Annotated in this window: 17 protein-coding genes and 4 tRNA genes; 16 read left to right on the top strand and 5 right to left on the bottom strand. The window is 43.4% G+C overall.

What is annotated here, in order from left to right; all coding sequences use genetic code 11:
- The first annotated feature begins 10 nt into the window (after positions 1–10).
- From wecC to EAE90_RS13605, 15 genes are all read left to right on the top strand, one after another.
- Complete coding sequence (gene wecC, locus EAE90_RS13675) at positions 11–1,273, top strand: UDP-N-acetyl-D-mannosamine dehydrogenase (protein WP_214053982.1); 1,263 nt, start codon at positions 11–13, stop codon at positions 1,271–1,273.
- Positions 1,270–2,340 carry a dTDP-glucose 4,6-dehydratase gene (rffG, locus tag EAE90_RS13670; protein ID WP_214053955.1) on the top strand — a complete coding sequence of 357 codons (1,071 nt, stop codon included), beginning with the start codon at positions 1,270–1,272 and terminating at the stop codon, positions 2,338–2,340. Before wecC ends, rffG begins: the two co-directional genes overlap by 4 nt.
- 21 nt (positions 2,341–2,361) lie before the next feature.
- Positions 2,362–3,243, top strand: a complete 882-nt coding sequence (gene rfbA, locus EAE90_RS13665; protein ID WP_214053954.1) for a glucose-1-phosphate thymidylyltransferase RfbA — start codon at positions 2,362–2,364, stop codon at positions 3,241–3,243.
- A complete protein-coding gene (gene rffC, locus EAE90_RS13660; protein ID WP_214053953.1) occupies positions 3,221–3,931 on the top strand; it encodes a dTDP-4-amino-4,6-dideoxy-D-galactose acyltransferase in 711 nt (236 codons plus the stop codon). The genes rfbA and rffC overlap by 23 nt, the downstream gene beginning before the upstream one ends.
- Before the next feature lies 1 nt (position 3,932).
- The gene (gene rffA / locus EAE90_RS13655) at positions 3,933–5,063 is read left to right on the top strand and encodes a dTDP-4-amino-4,6-dideoxygalactose transaminase (protein WP_214053952.1); all 1,131 of its coding nucleotides are present in this window, start codon (positions 3,933–3,935) and stop codon (positions 5,061–5,063) included.
- 1 nt (position 5,064) lies between these two features.
- Complete coding sequence (gene wzxE, locus EAE90_RS13650) at positions 5,065–6,315, top strand: lipid III flippase WzxE (protein ID WP_214053951.1); 1,251 nt, start codon at positions 5,065–5,067, stop codon at positions 6,313–6,315.
- A complete protein-coding gene (locus tag EAE90_RS13645) occupies positions 6,312–7,394 on the top strand; it encodes a TDP-N-acetylfucosamine:lipid II N-acetylfucosaminyltransferase (RefSeq protein ID WP_214053950.1) in 1,083 nt (360 codons plus the stop codon). Before wzxE ends, EAE90_RS13645 begins: the two co-directional genes overlap by 4 nt.
- Positions 7,394–8,773 (top strand): ECA oligosaccharide polymerase, encoded by a 1,380-nt coding sequence (wzyE, locus tag EAE90_RS13640; RefSeq protein ID WP_214053949.1) that lies wholly within the window; start codon positions 7,394–7,396, stop codon positions 8,771–8,773. Before EAE90_RS13645 ends, wzyE begins: the two co-directional genes overlap by 1 nt.
- Positions 8,764–9,501, top strand: a complete 738-nt coding sequence (gene wecG / locus EAE90_RS13635) for a lipopolysaccharide N-acetylmannosaminouronosyltransferase (RefSeq protein ID WP_214053948.1) — start codon at positions 8,764–8,766, stop codon at positions 9,499–9,501. The genes wzyE and wecG overlap by 10 nt, the downstream gene beginning before the upstream one ends.
- A gap of 259 nt (positions 9,502–9,760) precedes the next feature.
- Positions 9,761–11,137 carry a bifunctional threonine/serine APC transporter ThrP gene (gene thrP / locus EAE90_RS13630; protein ID WP_214053947.1) on the top strand — a complete coding sequence of 459 codons (1,377 nt, stop codon included), beginning with the start codon at positions 9,761–9,763 and terminating at the stop codon, positions 11,135–11,137.
- A gap of 157 nt (positions 11,138–11,294) precedes the next feature.
- Positions 11,295–11,371 (top strand) — tRNA-Arg (locus EAE90_RS13625).
- A gap of 75 nt (positions 11,372–11,446) precedes the next feature.
- Positions 11,447–11,522: transfer RNA gene (locus EAE90_RS13620), tRNA-His, on the top strand.
- 15 nt (positions 11,523–11,537) lie between these two features.
- A tRNA-Leu gene (locus EAE90_RS13615) sits at positions 11,538–11,624 on the top strand.
- A 29-nt stretch (positions 11,625–11,653) separates the two neighbouring features.
- Positions 11,654–11,730 (top strand) — tRNA-Pro (locus tag EAE90_RS13610).
- Positions 11,731–12,500: 770 nt separating this feature from the next.
- Complete coding sequence (locus EAE90_RS13605; protein WP_036779700.1) at positions 12,501–12,803, top strand: TM2 domain-containing protein; 303 nt, start codon at positions 12,501–12,503, stop codon at positions 12,801–12,803.
- A 91-nt stretch (positions 12,804–12,894) separates the two neighbouring features.
- Here EAE90_RS13605 and hemY read toward each other — a convergent pair whose 3' ends face one another.
- Genes hemY through hemC form a run of 4 tightly spaced genes read right to left on the bottom strand, consistent with a single transcriptional unit; the run spans position 12,895 to position 16,954 of the window.
- On the bottom strand, positions 12,895–14,127 hold the full coding sequence (gene hemY, locus EAE90_RS13600) for a protoheme IX biogenesis protein HemY (protein WP_214053946.1): 1,233 nt from the start codon (positions 14,125–14,127) through the stop codon (positions 12,895–12,897).
- 3 nt (positions 14,128–14,130) lie between these two features.
- Positions 14,131–15,255: a uroporphyrinogen-III C-methyltransferase gene (gene hemX, locus EAE90_RS13595; protein WP_214053945.1), complete on the bottom strand. Its 1,125-nt coding sequence runs from the start codon at positions 15,253–15,255 to the stop codon at positions 14,131–14,133.
- Between the two features lie 20 nt (positions 15,256–15,275).
- Positions 15,276–16,016, bottom strand: coding sequence for a uroporphyrinogen-III synthase (hemD, locus tag EAE90_RS13590; RefSeq protein ID WP_214053944.1), 741 nt, complete (start codon positions 16,014–16,016; stop codon positions 15,276–15,278).
- A complete protein-coding gene (gene hemC / locus EAE90_RS13585; RefSeq protein WP_214053943.1) occupies positions 16,013–16,954 on the bottom strand; it encodes a hydroxymethylbilane synthase in 942 nt (313 codons plus the stop codon). Before hemC ends, hemD begins: the two co-directional genes overlap by 4 nt.
- Positions 16,955–17,553: 599 nt before the next feature.
- On the opposite strand from hemC, the gene EAE90_RS13580 reads away from it, so the two are divergent.
- Complete coding sequence (locus EAE90_RS13580; RefSeq protein WP_214053942.1) at positions 17,554–20,130, top strand: class I adenylate cyclase; 2,577 nt, start codon at positions 17,554–17,556, stop codon at positions 20,128–20,130.
- Positions 20,131–20,158: 28 nt separating this feature from the next.
- Here the strand turns inward: EAE90_RS13580 and cyaY are convergent, their stop codons facing one another.
- Complete coding sequence (gene cyaY / locus EAE90_RS13575; protein ID WP_214053941.1) at positions 20,159–20,479, bottom strand: iron donor protein CyaY; 321 nt, start codon at positions 20,477–20,479, stop codon at positions 20,159–20,161.
- Between the last annotated feature and the right edge of the window lie 61 nt (positions 20,480–20,540).

Genomic DNA, 20,540 nt, shown 5'->3' with positions numbered 1-20,540 from the left:
CTTTGACACTGTGAGCTTTGAAACTATTTCTGTTATTGGTCTTGGTTATATTGGTTTGCCAACGGCGGCGGCGTTTGCATCCCGCAATAAGAAAGTCATTGGCGTGGATGTTAATCAGTATGCAGTAGACACCATCAACCGTGGTGCAATTCATATTGTAGAACCGGATCTAGACAAAGTGGTGAAAGTTGCCGTAGAAGGCAGTTACCTGAAAGCTGTGACTGCTCCGTTGCCAGCAGATGCTTTTTTGATAGCTGTTCCGACGCCTTTTAAAGACGATCATGAGCCGGATATGACATACGTCCGTTCCGCAGCCGAATCGGTGGCGCCGGTGCTGAAAAAAGGTGATCTGGTTATTTTGGAATCTACCTCGCCAGTAGGCGCGACGGAGCAGATGGCAGAATGGCTGGCAGCAGCGCGTCCTGATTTAACTTTTCCACAACAGGTTGGAGAAGAGTCCGATATTGATATCGCTTACTGTCCTGAACGTGTGCTGCCAGGACAAGTTATGGTTGAATTAATTAAGAATGACCGCGTTGTTGGCGGTATGACGTCAAAATCTTCGGCCAGAGCTAGCGAGCTGTATAAAATTTTCCTTGAAGGTGAATGTGTTGTCACTAATGCAAGAACGGCAGAAATGTGTAAGCTGACAGAAAACAGTTTCCGAGATGTAAACATTGCATTCGCCAACGAACTTTCCTTGATTTGTGCTGATCAAGGTATCAACGTGTGGGAACTGATCAGTTTGGCAAATCGTCACCCGCGCGTAAATATTCTCCAACCCGGCCCTGGTGTGGGTGGTCATTGTATTGCTGTTGATCCGTGGTTCATTGTTTCTCAAAACCCAAAACAATCACGTCTTATTCATACAGCACGTATGGTTAATGATGACAAACCATTGTGGGTTGTGGATCAAGTAAAAGCGGCTGTTGCGGATTGTTTGGCTGAAAGTGGAAAACGCGCAAGCGAAGTGAAAATTGCCTGTTTTGGTTTGGCATTTAAACCAAATATTGACGATTTGCGTGAGAGTCCAGCGGCACATATCACCGGTATGATTGCGCAATGGCATGCAGGTGAAACGCTGGCGGTGGAACCTCATGTTCATGAATTACCTGCTTCCTTGAAGGAAATAACTCGATTAGTTAATCTGGAAAAGGCGCTGGAAGAAGCAGATATCCTGTTGATGCTGGTGGATCATCATCAGTTTAAAGCTGTAAACAGTCATGAAATTAAACAGAAGTGGATTGTGGATACAAAAGGAGTCTGGCGTTGAGACGTATTCTAATCACAGGTGGTGCAGGTTTTATTGGCTCCGCGGTTGTGCGGCATATCATTAACAATACAGAAGACAGCGTGGTTGTGGTTGATAGCCTGACTTATGCCGGTAATCTGGCGTCTCTTGCCCCGGCTGCTGATAGCCCTCGTTATGCGTTTGAACAGGTTGATATCTGTCAACGTGGAGCGCTGGATCGAGTCTTTGAACAATATCAGCCGGATTGTGTGATGCATTTGGCGGCAGAAAGCCATGTGGATCGCTCTATTGATGGCCCTGCGGCATTTATCGAAACCAACATTGTGGGTACTTATACTTTGTTGGAAACTGCGCGTGCTTTCTGGCAGAAACTCAGTGAAGAGAAACAGGCTGTTTTCCGTTTTCACCACATTTCAACAGATGAAGTGTATGGTGATTTACATGGTGAAGAGGGCTTCTTTACCGAAACAACACCTTATGCGCCAAGTAGCCCATATTCGGCGTCTAAAGCATCCAGCGATCATTTGGTAAGAGCATGGCATCGGACTTATGGTTTACCGGTCATTATCACCAATTGTTCAAATAACTATGGTCCTTACCATTTCCCGGAAAAACTGATCCCACTGATGATCTTAAATGCATTAGCAGGAAAATCTTTACCGGTATATGGTGAAGGGAAACAAATTCGCGATTGGCTGTATGTGGAAGACCATGCCAGAGCGCTCTATTTGGTTGTGACAAAAGCTGAACCGGGCAAAACCTACAATATTGGCGGTCATAATGAACGCAAAAATATTGATGTGGTTTGTGCAATTTGTGAACTTCTGGAAGAATTTTGTCCTGAGAAACCCGCAGGCATTGCGTATTATCGAGACTTGATTACTTATGTTGCGGATCGCCCCGGCCATGATATGCGTTATGCCATTGATGCAGCTAAAGTTGAGCGTGAGCTAGGCTGGAGACCTCAAGAGACATTTGAATCAGGTATTCGTAAAACAGTTCAATGGTATTTGGAAAATGAAAACTGGTGGCGTAAAGTTCAAGACGGCTCTTATGCCGGTGAACGCCTTGGATTAGGTAAAAACTGAATGACGATGGGGGCAGTAAATATGAAAGGGATCATTCTGGCAGGTGGATCAGGAACCCGGTTGCATCCGATAACACAGGGTGTTTCCAAACAATTACTGCCAATTTATGATAAACCAATGATTTACTATCCTTTGTCAGTACTCATGTTGGCAGGGATACGTGATGTTCTGATTATTTCTACACCAGAAGATTTACCTTCTTTCCGTCGGCTGTTAGGTGATGGCGACAGGTTTGGTATTCACTTAAGCTATAAAGAACAGCCATCACCGGATGGTTTAGCTCAGGCATTTTTGATTGGTGAGGAGTTCATCAACGGCGGGTCTTGCTGCTTGGTATTGGGAGACAATATTTACTTTGGACAAGGGTTCAGTCCAAAACTGAGAAATGTTGTTTCTCGTGGAAAAGGGGCGACTGTTTTTGGTTATCAAGTGATGGATCCTGAGCGATTTGGGGTGGTGGAATTTGATGACGCGTTCCGCGTTCTTTCTATTGAGGAAAAACCAGAAAAGCCAAAATCCAACTGGGCGGTAACAGGTCTCTATTTCTACGATAATCAAGTAGTAGATTTTGCTAAGCAGGTTAAGCCTTCTGCCAGAGGTGAACTAGAGATTACCAGTATTAACCAGATGTATTTGGAACGTGGCGAACTAAACATTGAGTTGTTAGGGCGTGGTTTTGCTTGGTTGGATACTGGCACTCATGACAGCTTGATTGAAGCCAGTACTTTTGTGCAGACCGTTGAGAAGCGTCAAGGTTTTAAAATCGCCTGTCTTGAAGAGATCGCCTGGCGTAATGGTTGGCTGGATGATGCACAGTTAAGAGAAACAGTAAAATCCTTGTCAAAAACTGGCTATGGCCAATATCTGCTGGATCTGCTCCATGTCCGTGCGCGCCAATATTGAACCATTAGAGTGGGATAGCCATTATTTTGGGTTGTCCACCGCTCGCCTTGATTTCACGCCTGATGCCGATCTGCTAACCTCATCTCAGTTAGATCAGTATGCTTTAGTGCAAGCTAAAGTACCTGCGCAGCGATTGGATCTTATTGATGGCTTATCCGCGTTGGGCTTTTCGCTAGTGGAAGGGGAAGTCGACTTTTCCTTAATGATTGGCATAGAAAATGCTAAAGACAATTCTGAAAGTAATCTACTTTCGGCTGAGCGGCGGGATATCCCGATGTTGAAAGAGGTGGCTTCCAACGTATTTCCTTTAAGTCGTTTTCGAACCCCGTGGTATCAACCACAGGATAGTGGTCGTTTTTACGCGACTTGGGTTGAAAAAGCGGTATTGGGGACATTTGATCATCAATGTTTACTGGTAAACGGAGATAGTGGACAACCCGCAGGATTTGTTACTTTACGAGATATTGGGGCTGGAGAGGCTCGTATGGGTTTGTTGGCCGTATTCCCAGAAAATATTGGTTGTGGTATTGGCTCAAAATTGATGTTGGCGGCGCAGCAGTGGTGTCAACGCCACCAAATACGGCAGTTAAGGATTGCGACACAAACCAGCAACATCGCTGCTTTGCGCCTTTATACACGCAGTGGTGCGTTTGTTGAAAGCACCGCGTATTGGTTATATAGGGGATGAAATGATTCCATTTAACAAACCACCAGTAGTTGGCACTGAATTAGATTACATGAAGCAAGCAATGGAGAGCGGTAAGCTTTGCGGGGATGGTGGTTTCACCAAACGTTGTGAAGAGTGGATGGAACAACATTTCAATTGTCCGAAAGTTCTATTAACACCATCCTGTACCGCTGCACTGGAAATGGCGGCTATTTTGCTGAATATCCAACCCGGTGATGAAGTTATTATGTCGAGCTTCACTTTCGTTTCCAGTTCTAACGCGTTTGTGCTGCGTGGAGCAACCATTGTATTCGTGGATATTCGCCCGGATACCATGAATATTGATGAAACCAAAATCGAAGCAGCAATTACAGCTAAAACACGCGTGATTGTTCCGGTGCATTACGCCGGTGTGGCCTGTGAAATGGATACCATTATGGCTCTGGCAGAGAAATATAACCTGTTTGTCGTGGAAGATGCTGCGCAGGGGGTAATGTCTACTTATAAAGGGCGTGCACTGGGAACTATCGGACACATTGGTTGCTATAGTTTCCACGAAACAAAAAACTACTCTTCTGGTGGTGAAGGTGGTGCTGCGCTTATCAATGATCAATCACTGATTTCCCGTGCAGAAATTGTTCGCGAAAAAGGGACTAATCGTAGCCAGTTTTTCCGTGGCCAAGTTGATAAATATACTTGGCGCGATATCGGTTCGAGTTATCTGATGTCGGAGCTTCAGGCTGCTTATTTATGGGCACAATTAGAAGAGGCTGAGAAAATCAATGAGCGTCGCCTTGCCTTGTGGAATACCTATTATCAAGCATTAAAACCGCTGGCTGATGCTGATCTCTTGACATTGCCTGTCATACCGGAAGGGTTGGAGCATAATGCTCATATGTTCTATATCAAGCTGAAAGATGTTGAAGAACGTTCAGCATTCAATAGTTATATGAAAGACGCTGGTGTGCTAACGGTATTCCATTATGTTTCTCTGCACACCAGCCCCGGTGGTGAAAAATTTGGCCGCTTCCAAGGGGAAGATCATTTTACTACCTGCGAAAGTGATCGTCTGGTGCGTTTACCGATGTTTTACAACATAACAGACGCTGAACAGCAGATTGTCATCAAACATATTCGGGAATACTTCGCCTGATATGTCGTTAGCTAAAGCATCAATATGGACTGCGGGCTCCACGCTGATAAAAATCGGTGTGGGGCTTTTGATCGTTAAATTACTGGCGGTTGCTTTTGGCCCCAGTGGGGTTGGGCAGGCGGGTAATTTCCGTCAACTTATCACTGTGCTTGGGGTGTTGGCTGGCGCTGGTATTTTTAATGGCGTGACTAAATATGTAGCTGAATATCAACAGCAGCCGGAAAGATTGCGTGCGGTACTGGGAACATCTTCTGCCATTATCCTTGGGTTTTCCACGCTGTTGGCGGTAATTTTTTTGCTGTTTAGCGGTGCTATCAGTATTGGGTTATTTGGTCATCAAGATTATGAGCCCGTTGTGCAAGCACTCGCCTTTATTCAAATGGGGATTGCTTTTGCCAACTATTTCTTGGCTATTTTGAAAGGATACCGAGATGCCCAGAGGAATGCGTTGGCGATTATTTTAGGTAGCGTGATTGGCGTGATGGCCTATTATCTCTGTTTTTTCCTTGGTGGGTATGAAGGCGCTTTGGCGGGTTTGGCTTTAGTGCCTGCATTAATTATATTTCCCGCGGGATTGATGGTTTGGCGTCTCAAAGCGGTATCTATTTCAAGTTTTAAGCCCATGTGGGATAAGGTACTGGCTGGTCAGCTTGGCAAATTTACCCTTATGGCTCTGCTGACTTCTATTACTTTACCGGTTGCCTACATTATGATGCGAAATCTGCTGGCAGCGCATTATAGTTGGCACGATGTGGGTATCTGGCAAGGTGTAAGCAGTATTTCCGATGCTTACCTGCAATTTATCACAGCATCTTTTACTGTTTATCTGTTGCCAACGCTTTCACGATTGCAGGGTAAGAGCGAAATATCAAATGAGATAATTAAGGCGCTGAAATTTGTTTTGCCTGCGGTGGCTGTTGTAAGTTTTACTGTATGGCTGCTGCGTGATTTTGCCATTTGGTTACTGTTTTCTGACAAATTTACTGCTATGCGTGATTTATTTGCCTGGCAGTTGGTGGGTGATGTTCTGAAAGTGGGCGCTTATGTTTTTGGCTATCTGGTGATTGCCAAGGCTGCGTTGCGTTTTTATGTGTTGACAGAAGTTAGTCAGTTTTTACTGCTTACTGGTTTTGCCCACTGGCTTATCCCTGTAAACGGAGCGTTAGGTGCAGCGCAAGCCTATATGGCAACTTACATTATTTATTTCACCTTTTGTTGTGGTGCATTTCTTATTTATCGTAGGCGAGCATGACAACCCTAATTCACGTTTTGGGATCTGATATTCCACATCACAATCGAACAGTATTGCGCTTTTTTAATGACGTCTTAGCACAAGAAATTGGTTTTTTAGCCAAACCGAAATTTATGGTGGTGACTAGGAATCGCGCTTTATTGGATGATTGTCCGGCATTGGATATGGCATTCTTCGACAGTAAAAAATCTCTGGCGCAGGCTGTTATTGCTCAAGCCTGTTCAGATAGAGATTGTCGGTTTTTTTTTCACGGCCAATTTAATGTGAGTTTGTGGTTGGCGCTGTTGTCAGGAAAAATCAAACGTAATCAGTTTTGGTGGCATGCCTGGGGAGCTGATCTGTATGAAGACTCCAGTCAGTTAAAATTCCGTCTATTCTATTTCTTGCGTCGCCTGGCACAGCGCCGGGTAGGGCATGTGTTTGCGGTTCGTGGAGATCTCTATTTTTATTCCCAGCGTCATCCAAATGTACCGACATCATTGCTCTATTTTCCAACCAGAATGGAACCTGCTTTGACAATTGCAGAAAGAGTGCCTGTTAAAGATGGCAAGATGACAATTTTGTTGGGGAATTCTGGTGATCGATCGAACCGCCATATTACGGCATTGAAAACTATTCATCAGCAGTTTGGCGATAAGGTGCGAATCATTATCCCAATGGGTTATCCTGAAAACAATCAGGTTTATATTAATCAGGTTGAACAGGCTGCTTTATCGCTGTTCCGGCCAGAACATTTGAACATTATTAAGCAAAATATGGCGTTTGATGATTATCTGGCATTACTGCGCCGTTGTGATTTAGGGTATTTCATGTTTAATCGCCAGCAGGGAATTGGAACAATTTGTCTGTTGATACAATTTGGTGTGCCATTTGTACTCAGTCGTCAGAATCTTTTTTGGCAGGATTTGACAGAACAGCAAGTGCCGGTATTTTTCTCTGGAGATCCTTTAGATAGCCAACTGATTGCGGAAGCACAACGGCAGATGCTCTCCTTGGATAGAAATAAGATAGCTTTCTTTAGCCCGAACTTTATTGATGGCTGGCGGCAGGCGCTGGCAAAAGCGGCGGGAGAGCAGTAATGACTTTAACGCAGGTTGGCGGATTATTTGCTGTTTACCTGATATCGCTGGTTTTCATCCTGACGTTGACCTATCAGGAATTCCGGCGTGTACGTTTTAATTTTAATATATTCTTCTCATTGCTTTATCTGCTGACATTCTATTTTGGCTTTCCACTGACGTGTTTGCTGGTTTTCCAATTTGATGTTGAAGTGGTGCCTGTAGATGCCTTACTACACGCTCTACTGGCTTCGACCTGTTTTTATGGTATTTATTACGTCAGTTATAAAACCCGGCTAAGAAAGCCGTCTATGCAGCCTAAAGCACCGGTATTTACCATGAACCGGGTAGAAACTAACTTTACATGGTTACTACTGGCATCAGTTGCGGTGGTGACAGTGGGGCTGTTCTTTATGCAAAACGGTTTTCTACTGTTTAAATTACAGTCGTACAGTCAAATTTTTTCCAGTCAGGTTTCCGGTGTTGCCCTAAAGCGGTTCTTTTACTTCTTTATTCCTGCCATGTTAGTGGTTTATTTCTTGAAGCCGACCCAGTTACGCTGGCTGTTTTTTCTGATGAGCACAGTGGCTTTTGGGATACTGACTTATGTCATTGTTGGTGGAACACGGGCTAATATTATCATTGCGTTCGCGTTGTTTCTGTTTATTGGCATTGTGCGTGGCTGGATAACCTTGTGGATGTTGGTAACGGCGGGTGCAATAGGGATTGTTGGCATGTTTTGGTTGGCACTCAAACGTTATAGTTTGGATGTCAGTGGTGCAGAAGCGTTTTATACTTTTCTCTACCTGACAAGGGATACTTTCTCACCGTGGGAAAATCTTGCGTTACTGCTGAATAATTACGACAAAATTGAGTTTCAGGGGTTAGCGCCTATTATCCGTGATTTCTATGTCTTTATTCCAAGCTGGCTTTGGCCAGGACGCCCTGATGCTGTGTTGAATTCTGCGAATTATTTTACTTGGGAAGTACTGGATAACCACTCTGGTCTGGCAATTTCTCCAACTCTGATAGGTTCTCTAGTTGTGATGGGGGGCGTGCTATTTATTCCGGTTGGTGCGATTGTTGTTGGATTGATAATTAAGTGGTTTGACTGGATTTATGAATTAGGGAAACAGGAGACTAATCGTTATAAGGCCGCTATCTTGCAGGCATTTTGCTTTGGCGCGATCTTCAACATGATTGTGTTAGCTCGCGAAGGAGTGGATTCATTTGTTTCCCGTGTGGTGTTTTTCTGTATTATTTTTGGCTTATGTCTGGTAATTGCTAAGTTGTTGTACTGGTTATTTGAGAGCGCGGGGCTGATTAAAAGGTATCTGGCTAGTAACCTGGTTGTATCACAAAAACGTCCGCTGCAATGTGAGGAAAGAAAATGGAGCTAAACAATATTCCTAAATACAGTATTCGTGGTTTGAATATTTGGGGCTTCCGCGATATGGCGCACTTTCTTGACCATATTTTTCAACGGGGACAGGTAAAGACGGGTACTCTGGTTGCGATTAATGCGGAAAAAGTGCTGACGGCGGAGGAAGACCATGCTTTAAGTACACTACTGAGTGATGCAGAATATCTGTATGCTGATGGTATCAGCATTGTACGTGCTATTCGCCGTAAATACCCTGATGCTAAAGTTTCTCGTGTAGCGGGTGCTGATTTATGGGAAGCCATCATGGAGCGTGCCGGTAAAGAAGGCACGCCTATTTTTCTGGTTGGAGGTAAACCAGAGATATTGGAACAGACGGAAAGTAAACTGCGGGCTCAGTGGGGCGTCAATATTGTTGGCAGCCAGAACGGTTATTTCACGCCAGAAGAACGTAATACTGTTTTTGAACGGATTCATGCCAGCGGTGCGGCGATTGTGACAGTTGCAATGGGATCGCCTAAACAAGAAATTTTTATGCGTGACTGTCGGAAAATTCATTCGGATGCGTTGTATATGGGGGTTGGCGGTACTTATGACGTATTTACCGGCCATGTAAAACGTGCGCCAAAAGCATGGCAGAATTTGGGGCTTGAATGGCTTTATCGCCTGTTATCACAACCAAGTCGTATTCGTCGCCAGTTTAAGCTATTGAAATTTATTGGATATTATTACAGTGGTCGTCTGTAAATCTGCTTCTTGTCTGTCGTGTAAATTTTCGTCAGGCGATACTTTCGTCAATCGGTACAATGAATTTATTCCACAATATTTATCTAACAGTTTGATCCTGCCGGATTTTCACTATTTGTAGTTAATTATTGGATAATTTTTTATTCCACTCAGTGGAAAAACGTGTTTTGATCCCTGACCTTTTTATGGCTGATTAAAATCAGTCTTGTATGTTTTTATTACTACACATTACAACAATATAACAATGGACAGGGAATTTATGGCAGATCAACAACATAGCTTGCAACGGGGTTTAGAAGCCCGTCATATAGAGCTGATCGCATTAGGCGGCACAATTGGTGTCGGTCTGTTTATGGGCTCGGCCAGCACATTGAAGTGGGCTGGTCCTTCCGTTTTGCTGGCTTATATTATTGCCGGAATTTTTGTTTTTTTCATTATGCGATCAATGGGAGAAATGCTGTTCCTTGAACCTGTCACGGGTTCTTTCGCCTCTTTTGGACATAAATATCTCAGCCCATTCTGGGGATGCCTCACCGCTTGGGGCTATTGGTTTATGTGGGTGGCGGTAGGCATATCAGAAATAACGGCTATCGGGGTTTATGCTGAGTTTTGGTTCCCTGAACTTCCTCAGTGGGTATCGGCATTGATTGCGGTGGCATTAGTCGCCTTGGCTAACCTTGCGGCGGTACGTCTTTATGGTGAGCTGGAATTTTGGTTTGCGATGATTAAGGTGACTACAATTATCGTCATGATCCTGATTGGCTTGGGATTAATATTTTTCGGTATTGGTAATCAATGGCAGCCTATTGGATTGGATAATCTGACTGCGCATGGTGGTTTCTTTGCGGGTAATTGGCAAGGGTTCTTGTTTGCGCTCTGTATTGTGGTTGCATCTTATCAGGGTGTGGAGTTGGTTGGTATCACTGCGGGGGAAGCGAAGAACCCTCAGGTGACATTGAAAAAAGCGATTAACAATATTCTCTGGCGTATCCTGATTTTCTACGTGGGTGCTATCTTTATTGTAGTGACGTTATTTCCGTGGACGGAAGTGGGTTCACAGGGCAGCCCATTTGTCATGACATTTACCAAAGTCGGGATCACCTCGGCGGCAGCCGTGATTAACTTTGTTGTATTGACGGCTGCGCTTTCCGGTTGTAACAGTGGTATGTACAGTGGTGGGCGGATGCTTTATGCGTTGGCGCAAAACCGTCAGCTACCTTCATCACTGACTAAATTGTCAAAGAATGGGGTACCGGTAATTGGTATTGCTATCACTATCTTGTGTTTGATTGTGGGCTCTAGTTTGAATTACTTGATCCCAAATCCGCAGGCGGTTTTTGTTTATGTTTATAGTGCCAGTGTGTTGCCAGGAATGGTACCGTGGTTTGTTATTCTGATGAGCCAATTGCGTTTTCGTCAGTATCATCAACAAGCACTGAAACAACATGGTTTTAAATCTATCCTGTTCCCCTATGTAAATTACCTGACATTGGCATTTTTATGTTGTGTGTTGATAGGTATGGCAATTAACCCGGATACCCGTTTCTCATTGCTGGTAGGTGGGGGATTTTTGTTGATGGTGTCGCTGATTTATTGGTTGGTGAAGCTTTTTAACGGTAAAAAACTCAAAGCTTGATCGACTGGTTTACTATCACGGTGGTAGTGAGTAGGGAAATTCAGAGCTGGCTTTATCTACGAAATGAACAAGGTGTAATCAAACGCATCATTTCTTTAAAAAAGCGCTGGACAGTAGATCATTAAATCCGTACTATCCCCACCCGAAACGGCGTTAAGCGCCCGTAGCTCAGCTGGATAGAGCGCTGCCCTCCGGAGGCAGAGGTCTCAGGTTCGAATCCTGTCGGGCGCGCCATTATTTGCGTGCAAGAGCTGCGGTGATGCATTACGCTGTTGGTAGTTAAGTGTTTAGCAGTAAATAGCTGTTATGGTGGCTATAGCTCAGTTGGTAGAGCCCTGGATTGTGATTCCAGTTGTCGTGGGTTCGAGTCCCATTAGCCACCCCATCTTTTTTATGACACGCGAGGGTGGCGGAATTGGTAGACGCGCTAGCTTCAGGTGTTAGTGTCCTTACGGACGTGGGGGTTCAAGTCCCCCCTTTCGCACCATAAAAAAGAGAGTAAAGAATGAAAAATTTCGGCGAGTAGCGCAGCTTGGTAGCGCAACTGGTTTGGGACCAGTGGGTCGGAGGTTCGAATCCTCTCTCGCCGACCAAATTCTAAAAGAACCCTGCAATGCAGGGTTTTTTGCGTTTTATCCCTTTTTGTCCCCCTGACTTTTTGTTTCCTTTCCTGTCCATTTACCTTCAAGTTGCGCTCTGCTGATGCAAATTTAGTGGATTGTTTTTTTTAAAGTAACTATTTGTTTTATATGTAAATTTCTTATTTTTTGTATTTTGACGACAATTGATATATTAGCTGTCTCAAATAAGAGACTTATAACAAATTGAATTATAATGAAAATATTAAATACCTTATGTTTTGTCTCAAATAAGAGACAATGCATAAAATGAATTTTGTGATGATTCGATTTGTTGTTGTAATAAATAGGGAAATAGCTGATGAAGCGAGGCAGCTTTCGTTTGCATAAAAGTTGGCACACTAAATGCATTATTATAAACGTAGATGCTCATCCTATTTCTTATGATTGCATACGCTTCATAAACCCAGGGATGATGCAGAGCCGATTATCGGTGCCTATTGTCCATGTCACAGATGAGTAAGATATAACCATTTTTTCATCGCCGACCGGACTTAACGTTGAGTGAGGCACTATCCGTCTGTAGACCTGATTGTATTTGTACACCTATCTTTGTTTTTAAGGTAGGTGTTTTTTTTATTCCTAAGAGATATATCTGGTAGGTTTATATACTGTTTAGATATGACTATCTAATATAAACAGAACTGAAAATATGATGGTTAGTTTTTTTGCTATAAAATTAATTTAGTTATTTCGTTCCTAAACTTATCTTAAGGGGGATATTGATGTCAAAAATGATTGGATGCTTTGGTTGTGGTCGAATATTGCATGAGTCTGCACAATCATGTCCACATTGTGGCGCGATGATAAAGACTTATTCTTCTGGTAGTAAAAACCGAATTGTTGCTGCACTGTTGGCGTTTTTTCTTGGTTACATTGGCGCTCATAAATTTTATCTGGGCAAAATCGGTATGGGGATTTTATATCTGCTATTTTGCTGGACATTAATCCCTGCACTTATCGCATTTATTGAATTTATTATTTATCTTTGCACTTCCGATGAAGATTTTGCCAAGAAGTATGGTTAGAAAAATGCCCCGTGCGGGGCATTTTTTAATCAGCGGAATGAAGACTTGCTAATAAAGATGGCGATGGATGAAAGATCACGGCGTTACAGTGTTAGTTAACACTATTGCTATTAACGAGATCACTTTTCACGACATTACTCTCACGCTTTAGAGTGAGTACTAATCCTTCGCGACGAACTTGTGCGGCCTCTTCTGGTTTACGCAGTTTATCCAATGCATCTGCTAACCAGGCATAATCATGTGCATCAGGACGTTGGGCTAATGCGGTTTTAAAGTCTTTTACCGCTTTTTCCCATTCTCCGTGGCGCAAAGCAACTTGTCCAAGCGTACTGTTTAGCAGGGGAGTTGAACCATGTTGTTTTAACTGATGATCCAGCGCGTTTTGTATTGGCTTTGGATCTTCACTTTTTAAGCGTGGGATCAATAAGAGTAAACGTTCGTCATATTGACGTTTTAAACTTTCCAGGATGATCTTTTGTGCAGTTTCATGGTCATCACATTCAATTAAATGTTCAGATATTGCTACTTGCAAAGCTACATCATGGCGAATTTTTCGGCTTTGATCATGCCACCAACGTTTTAAGCCTTCGCTACCTTGTTCTGCCATGTATTGATTCATCAGGCCGATATAGGCTTGCTGGCGCAATTTGTGAATTTGTAACTCATCATGTAGATGGATTTTTTCCATTACCGGTAGTATATCAATCAGTGACTGATAAGCTCCTGACTTCATATAAGCCTGTTCAGCCAGGCGTAATACTTCTGGATGGCGTGAAGCTTGATTTAATAGCTTGTCTACACCATGACGGGCGGCATGAATTTCACCTTGTGCAAGTTGGATGCGTACACGGGTAATATCCACGGGCAACTGGTTATTATCTGCGACTTCTGCCGCGCGTTGTAAATATTGATTGGTACGAAATTCATCCCCGCGTTGTTGAGCTGCTTCAGCCGCCAGTAAGTAATTGACCACAGGTTGTTCTGCATGGTCAGCGTTACGGGTCAGTAATTGCTCAACTTGTTTGAAATCGCCTTCTGCCAATTTGATCAGCGCTGCTTTTGTTTGAGCATGGGCACGGCTGCGTTTGCGTCCAAGGAACCAGCCACGGGTACGTGAGCCTGTGCGTATAACTCTACGGTAGCACCAGCCAAGGAGGCAGAGTACCAGTTGTAAAAGAACAAATATAATGAACAGGCCGGTGACACTGGTTTCAATGTTGTAATTGTCAGTTTGAATCAGCACATATCCTTGATGACCGGCAACGATTGGACCAAGCACAATACCAATAATGAGTACCACAAACAGTAATAGAACTTTCAGCATAGCTTAACCTCCCTGATTAGTTTCAGAAGATTGGGAAAGCAAGCTGCGAACTCGGGTTTGCATCAGTTTTTCCAGTAAAGGCTGGCTTGAAAGTTGGTCCGGCACAGTGATGGAAACAGGCTGCTGGCTTAATGAATCAATTTCGTCCAGGAATGCTTTGGTATTGGGATCGTTGATATCAAAGTAAGCTCTAACCCAAGTTGAAACCGTTTCTAATGACTGTTTAAAAACTTCACCTTGATGACGCGGTATTGCCTGGGCGGCAATCAACAGTCGGGCGCGAATATTCTCTCGTAGATAGATATCTTGATTTGGCGCCAGTAATGGTTCTGCTGCGGTATCCCGGCGACGGATGGTAATGAAATTATCCATGAAACTCTTCCAGCTTTTGCTCAGATTCTGGCGCCATTCAGATAACGTACCGGTTAATTCATCATTATCTTCGTCCATTGGCGAACCATCGGTTGTATTGTCAGCCAGACGCAGGTTATCTACTTGGTTAGAAAGCTGATTAACTCGCAGGATAATGCCGTCAAAATCAATCTGACTAATGGCGGATAATGTACCGATGTCTTGTGTAATTGCCCGACGAATTTCAATCAAGCTTGGATCATTCATTTCAGCGAGACTGGCATCTGCATTTTTCAACAGAGCAGCAGCAGTGACTATATCTTGATCATTCCATAATTTCCGGCCTGCCATTCTGACCAGAAAATCAGCTTGTGCCAGTAGCCAGCTTTTTACATCAGAACTGGATAACGCGGAGATTTTGGCCTGTAACTCTTGTAGACTATTACCCAGTTGCTTATTTTGTGCGGCGAAATGGCTTAAAGTCTGTGATTGTTCTTTAAACAGCGCTTCAATATGCTGTTTATCCTGTGATTGTTGTTGTTTCAGTGATTCCAGTTGTTGGCGTAGCTCGTGGTTCTCGGTACTCAGTAAATGGCTTTGTTGCTGTCCGTAGTAATAAAGACCGCCACCGATTGCCAGCATGATTGCAATAGCAATAATGTTTTTTAGCGTGCCAGAACGTTCTTGCTTTTGAGGCGCTGTTTCGGGCTGTTGCGAGTTTTCAACCGTAGTTTTTGTTTGTTCAATTGTCTCGGAGGACTGTTTTTGCTCCGTCATAGTGGGCATCCCATGTCAGTTTATTCTAGTGCCTGAATTAAGGCGTCGTTATCTGCACTTTTTGCAACTTTAACATCCTGCCAGCCCAAGTTCCGGGCGGTATGTGCAAGACGCTCGCTTACCACAATCAGGCGGCAATGCAATAACCACCTGTTTCGATCACTTTCGGGTATTAAGTTATATAACAGTTGCAGTATTTCGCCACTGGTTACAACTAAAGTTTGTACTTCATACTTTTGCCAGTGGGCACTGAATTCTGCTGCCGGGTAGTCTACTGGCTGACGGAAATAACATTCACAATAATTAACTGTGGCGCCTCTTTCTGTCAGCGTTCGGGCAATAAGTTCACGTCCGCCATTTCCCCTAAGCAGCAAAGCCTGTTTATTTTCAACCTGATGTAGTGAGGGTAGTGTTAGCAGGATTTCGCTGGTCTCACCCTCTGATGACCAGATAACATTCATACCCGTTAGTTGATGAAAAGCCAGAGCAGTTGATCTGCCAATAGCATAATAAATCAGCTTGTCGGGCCATGACAGATTAATTTTATTTAACTGCGAGTTTGCATAATAAACTGCATTTTTTGACAACAGAAATACCATATCACCGGTATTTAAATGGCTAAGCTTCTCAGCTAGCTGTGGCAGCTCTGAACCAGGGTGAATATTGATTAAAGGCGCACTGAAAGCTGTTTTTCCCGCAGCCTGTAACTTTCTGACGAGTTCCTCTCCGGCAGGAGCAGGGCGAGTCACCAGAATGCTCATGTAGGGGGATTTCCTCGATAAACTTCGGTGAGAATTTTCCGTGCGCCCCGCTCTAACAACTCTTCTGCCAATTCAACGCCTGCCTGGCAAGCATCTTTTGGTAAAGCCGTTCTCTCACCGCGAATAATAACACTACCATCAGGTGCGCCAACCAATGCCCGTAACCAGATTTTCCCATCCTGCCAAACGGCATAGCTACCTATTGGTACTTGGCAGCCCCCTTCTAGCCGGGTATTCATTGCGCGTTCGGCAAGAACACAGATTTCTGTATCATAGTGATTTAATGGCGCTAGCAGCGTTTGTGTTTGTTGGTCGTCAAGGCGGCATTCAATTCCTATTGCTCCTTGACCAACGGCAGGTAATGATTGTTCTGCTGTCAATGGCGTACGGATACGCTCGTGCAGTTTTAACCTTTTCAATCCTGCGACGGCGAGGATGATGGCATCATAGTGACCATTATCCAACTTGCTCAGGCGGGTTCCAACATTGCCCCGAAGATCACGGATGATCAGATCAGGACGTAATTCACGGAGTTGACATTGACGGCGCAAACTTGATGTGCCAACAATGCTGCCGGTTGGCAATTCATCAAGAGAAGGATATTTGACAGAGACGAAAGCATCATGAGGATCATCACGTTCACAAATCGTGACCAGACCTAGCCCTTCTGGAAAAGATACCGGGACATCTTTCATTGAATGGACCGCGATGTCGGCTCGGCCTTCAAGCAGAGCTAATTCTAACTCTTTGACAAACAGACCTTTTCCTCCGATTTTTGCCAGAGGCGTGTCCAGAATAACATCGCCCTTGGTTATCATCGGAACCAGTTGGACTTCCAGATCAGGGTGACATTGTTGTAGTTTTTGCTGAACGTACAGGGCCTGCCACATAGCTAGAGGGCTTTGCCGCGTTGCGATACGGATGGTTTTAGTTGACATAGATGTTGGTATTTCTCAGGCCCTTTCAGCCGTCATATAAATGAAAAACATAGCACTCGTTTTAACACTTCAGCCGTTTTTTTTCCAGCGAGGGGCTAAGAAGAAGAGATGTCGGTTATGTTAAAGTGTAAAATAAATTTTAATTTTTAAATTATTTTTATGGCAATGAAAAATAGATTGATTTAACTATGAATTAACCCTTTCAGTAAATTATTTCTGTAATTAAGGAATCCTGAATGAAAAGAATCGTTAATTAAAATATAGCCAACGGAGTTACTTTCATCGGGTTGATGATAACAAGGTATTATGCGTATTAGCTTGAAAAAATGGACGGAGAAAATTTCTTTCGTATAAGAAAGTACAAATGGTATGGTTTTTTTGATTATTTCCATATATAACAATATATTATTTGATTTTTCGTACGATAGGACATCGCAATTCAATTGCTTTACTGACTTTACGGTTTATCGACAAGGTGTTAAATTGATCACGTTTCCGGTAATAAATTGGTAAAAATCATTCTAAATAATTCCATCAAGCTATAACAACCGGAAACGGGGGATTTATCTGGGCACTGGAACTCAATTGGGCGAGACGTCTTGTACCTTTATATCGAAACACTGAAGCAGAGACTGGATGCGATAAACCAACTCAGGTTAGAACGCGCCTCTACCGCCATGAGTGCGGAATTTAAGCAGGTATACAGTTTACTGCCAGTATTACTGCATTATCATCATCCGATGATGCCAGGCTACATTAACGGTAATGTTCCCTATGGCGTATGTTTTTTCGTGCATGATGAAGCACAAAAATCCTATCTTAATGATTTAGAAAGTAAATTAGATCACTTCATAGAACAGCCTGCTAATGGTGAGTTGCCTATTACCGGTATTTACTCAATGGGCAGTACCTCATCAATTGGGCAGAGCGGTTGTTCTGATTTAGATATCTGGGTATGTCATCAGTCATGGCTTGATAATGATGAGCGCCTTTTACTGCAACGTAAGTGTACGCTGATTGAACAGTGGGCGGCAGCGCTGGGTATTGAAGTCAATTTTTTTCTTATTGATGAAAACCGCTTTCGCCATAATGCAAGTGGTAGCCTCGGTGGTGAAGACTGCGGTTCTACTCAGCATATTCTATTACTTGATGAATTTTACCGTACTGCTGTACGTATGGCGGGTAAACGTTTGTTATGGGAAATGGTGCCCGTAGAAGAAGAACGTCATTATGATGAATATGTTTTATCTCTTTATGCGCAAGGTGTTTTGACGCCAAATGAATGGCTTGATCTCGGTGGATTGGGTGAACTGTCCGCTGAAGAGTACTTTGGCGCTAGCTTATGGCAACTCTACAAAAGTATCGATTCCCCTTATAAAGCCGTATTAAAAAGCTTATTACTGGAAGCCTATTCCTGGGAATATCCCAACGGTAAGTTACTGGCAATGGAGATGAAACAGCGCCTGCATGCTGGTGAAATAGTCTCCTTTGGCCTTGATGCATACAGTATGATGCTTGAGCGTGTTACCCGTTATCTGACGGAAATTAATGATACGACCCGTTTAGATCTAATACGTCGATGTTTTTATTTAAAAGTTTGTGAAAAGCTCTCTCTTGATCAAGACGATAAAGGTTGTATTGGCTGGCGACGCCAGGTTCTGACCCAACTGGTCTATGAGTGGAAGTGGGAGCCAGAGCGGTTGAAAATTTTGGATAATCGCAACTCATGGAAAATTGAACAAGTTCGTGATGCGCATAATGAACTGCTTGATACCATGATGCAGAGCTATCGTAATCTTATCCGTTTTGCCCGCCGTAATAATCTGAGTGTCAGTGCCAGTCCACAGGATATTGGTGTGCTGACACGTAAACTTTATGCTGCATTTGAAGCATTGCCTGGGAAGGTAACTCTGGTTAATCCGCAAATTTCGCCAGACCTATCAGAGAAAAATTTAACATTTATCTACGTTCCTCAAGGACGTGCAAACCGTAGCGGTTGGTATCTTTACAATCAGGCGCCGACGATTGGATCGATTATTGGTCATCAACCGCTGGAATATAATCGTTATCTCAATAAATTAGTGTCGTGGACCTATTTTAACGGCTTGTTAACAGAAAAATCGTGTGTCCATATTCATCATGGTGAAACCCAATGTGATGAGCTGAAACTACATGAATTGATTAATGATATTTCTGCTCATTTCCCCATCCGTCTGCCAGCGCCGACACCGAAGGCGCTTTATAGTCCGTGTGAAATTCGCCATTTGGCAATTATTGTCAATCTGGAGAAAGATCCGACGGCTGAGTTCTCTAATCAGGTTGTACATTTTGATTTCCGTAAGCTTGATGTATTCAGTTTTGGTGAATCGCAACAGTGTTTGGTGGAAAGTATTGACTTACTTTACCGTAATTCATGGAATGAAGTTCGGACCTTACACTTTAGTGGTGAACAATCTGTACTGGAAGCGTTGAAGACCATACTGGGCAAGATGCATCAAGATGCTGCGCCGCCAGCGGCGGTTGAAGTATTCTGTTACAGCGAACATTTACGAGGTCTTATCCGAACTCGAATTCAGCAACTGGTATCTGAATGCATTGAATTACGTTTATCCAGTAATCGTCAGGACCCAGGTCGTTTTAAAGCATTGCGCATTGCCGGTCAGACTTGGGGGCTGTTCTTTGAACGTCTTAATGTATCTGTGCAGAAATTGGAAAACGCCGTGGAATTCTATGGTGCAATTTCTAATAACAAATTGCATGGGTTGCCGGTGAAAATTAATACCAAAGAGACACATTTACCTGCGGTGGTTGATGGTTTTGCCAGCGAAGGCATTATTCAATTTTTCTTCGAAAATACGCAAGATAGTAAAAGTTTTAATATCTATATCCTGGATGAAACCAACCGGGTAGAAATCTATTCTCACTGTGAAGGAAGTAAGGAAGAATTGGTACGCGACGTCAGTCGGTTTTATTCTTCATCTCATGATCGGTTTACCTACGGATCAAGTTTTATCAACTTTAACTTGCCGCAGTTTTATCAGATCGTCCAAATGGAAGGGCAGATTCAGGTTATTCCGTTTAGTGGATCATCCCTTTCACATTTGTGTGTAACTCATGATGGGGAAAATGGTAGAGAAGAGCGGTCAGAATTTTATCGTTCTGTATCTCATTACTGATTTACCCCGCGGCGCGGGGTAGGTTCAATTACGAAAAACTGAACTGTTCGCCACTTTGCTCGGTGATGGCGTGGGCTAGCATGGTTAAAAAATTGTTGCCGCTGCGGTCACAAACCCACTGACCTTCTTTATAGTCAAAATGATAACCCCCGCTTTTGGTTGCCAGCCAGATTTGATGAAACGGTTCCTGGCGATTGATAATAATTTTGCTGTCATTATCAAAACTCAGGGTCATGACACCGCCATTGGTTTCACAGTCGATATCGGCATTGCCATCATAATTATCCAACTGCCCTTCGATATAAACCATCAGTTGGTCAGCTAACTGGTGAAATTCACTGTCGTTCATCTTCATTTCCTATTTGCTTTTCGAGGTCTAACTGCGATTATAGAGAATATTGACGTATGAA

It is taken from the genome of Photorhabdus caribbeanensis, from assembly GCF_018448885.1.
Classification (GTDB): domain Bacteria; phylum Pseudomonadota; class Gammaproteobacteria; order Enterobacterales; family Enterobacteriaceae; genus Photorhabdus; species Photorhabdus caribbeanensis.
The sequence above is the reverse complement of the archived record's forward strand: the minus strand, read 5'-3'. Positions and strand labels throughout refer to the sequence as shown.

Coding starts and splice junctions, on each gene's coding strand:
- rfbA (WP_214053954.1), top strand. CDS start 2,362: ATGAAAGGGATCATTCTGGCAGGTGGATCAGGAACCCGGTTGCATCCG.
- rffC (WP_214053953.1), top strand. CDS start 3,221: ATGTCCGTGCGCGCCAATATTGAACCATTAGAGTGGGATAGCCATTAT.
- rffA (WP_214053952.1), top strand. CDS start 3,933: ATGATTCCATTTAACAAACCACCAGTAGTTGGCACTGAATTAGATTAC.
- wzxE (WP_214053951.1), top strand. CDS start 5,065: ATGTCGTTAGCTAAAGCATCAATATGGACTGCGGGCTCCACGCTGATA.
- EAE90_RS13645 (WP_214053950.1), top strand. CDS start 6,312: ATGACAACCCTAATTCACGTTTTGGGATCTGATATTCCACATCACAAT.
- wzyE (WP_214053949.1), top strand. CDS start 7,394: ATGACTTTAACGCAGGTTGGCGGATTATTTGCTGTTTACCTGATATCG.
- wecG (WP_214053948.1), top strand. CDS start 8,764: ATGGAGCTAAACAATATTCCTAAATACAGTATTCGTGGTTTGAATATT.
- thrP (WP_214053947.1), top strand. CDS start 9,761: ATGGCAGATCAACAACATAGCTTGCAACGGGGTTTAGAAGCCCGTCAT.
- EAE90_RS13605 (WP_036779700.1), top strand. CDS start 12,501: ATGTCAAAAATGATTGGATGCTTTGGTTGTGGTCGAATATTGCATGAG.
- hemY (WP_214053946.1), bottom strand. CDS start 14,127: ATGCTGAAAGTTCTATTACTGTTTGTGGTACTCATTATTGGTATTGTG.
- hemX (WP_214053945.1), bottom strand. CDS start 15,255: ATGACGGAGCAAAAACAGTCCTCCGAGACAATTGAACAAACAAAAACT.
- hemD (WP_214053944.1), bottom strand. CDS start 16,016: ATGAGCATTCTGGTGACTCGCCCTGCTCCTGCCGGAGAGGAACTCGTC.
- hemC (WP_214053943.1), bottom strand. CDS start 16,954: ATGTCAACTAAAACCATCCGTATCGCAACGCGGCAAAGCCCTCTAGCT.
- cyaY (WP_214053941.1), bottom strand. CDS start 20,479: ATGAACGACAGTGAATTTCACCAGTTAGCTGACCAACTGATGGTTTAT.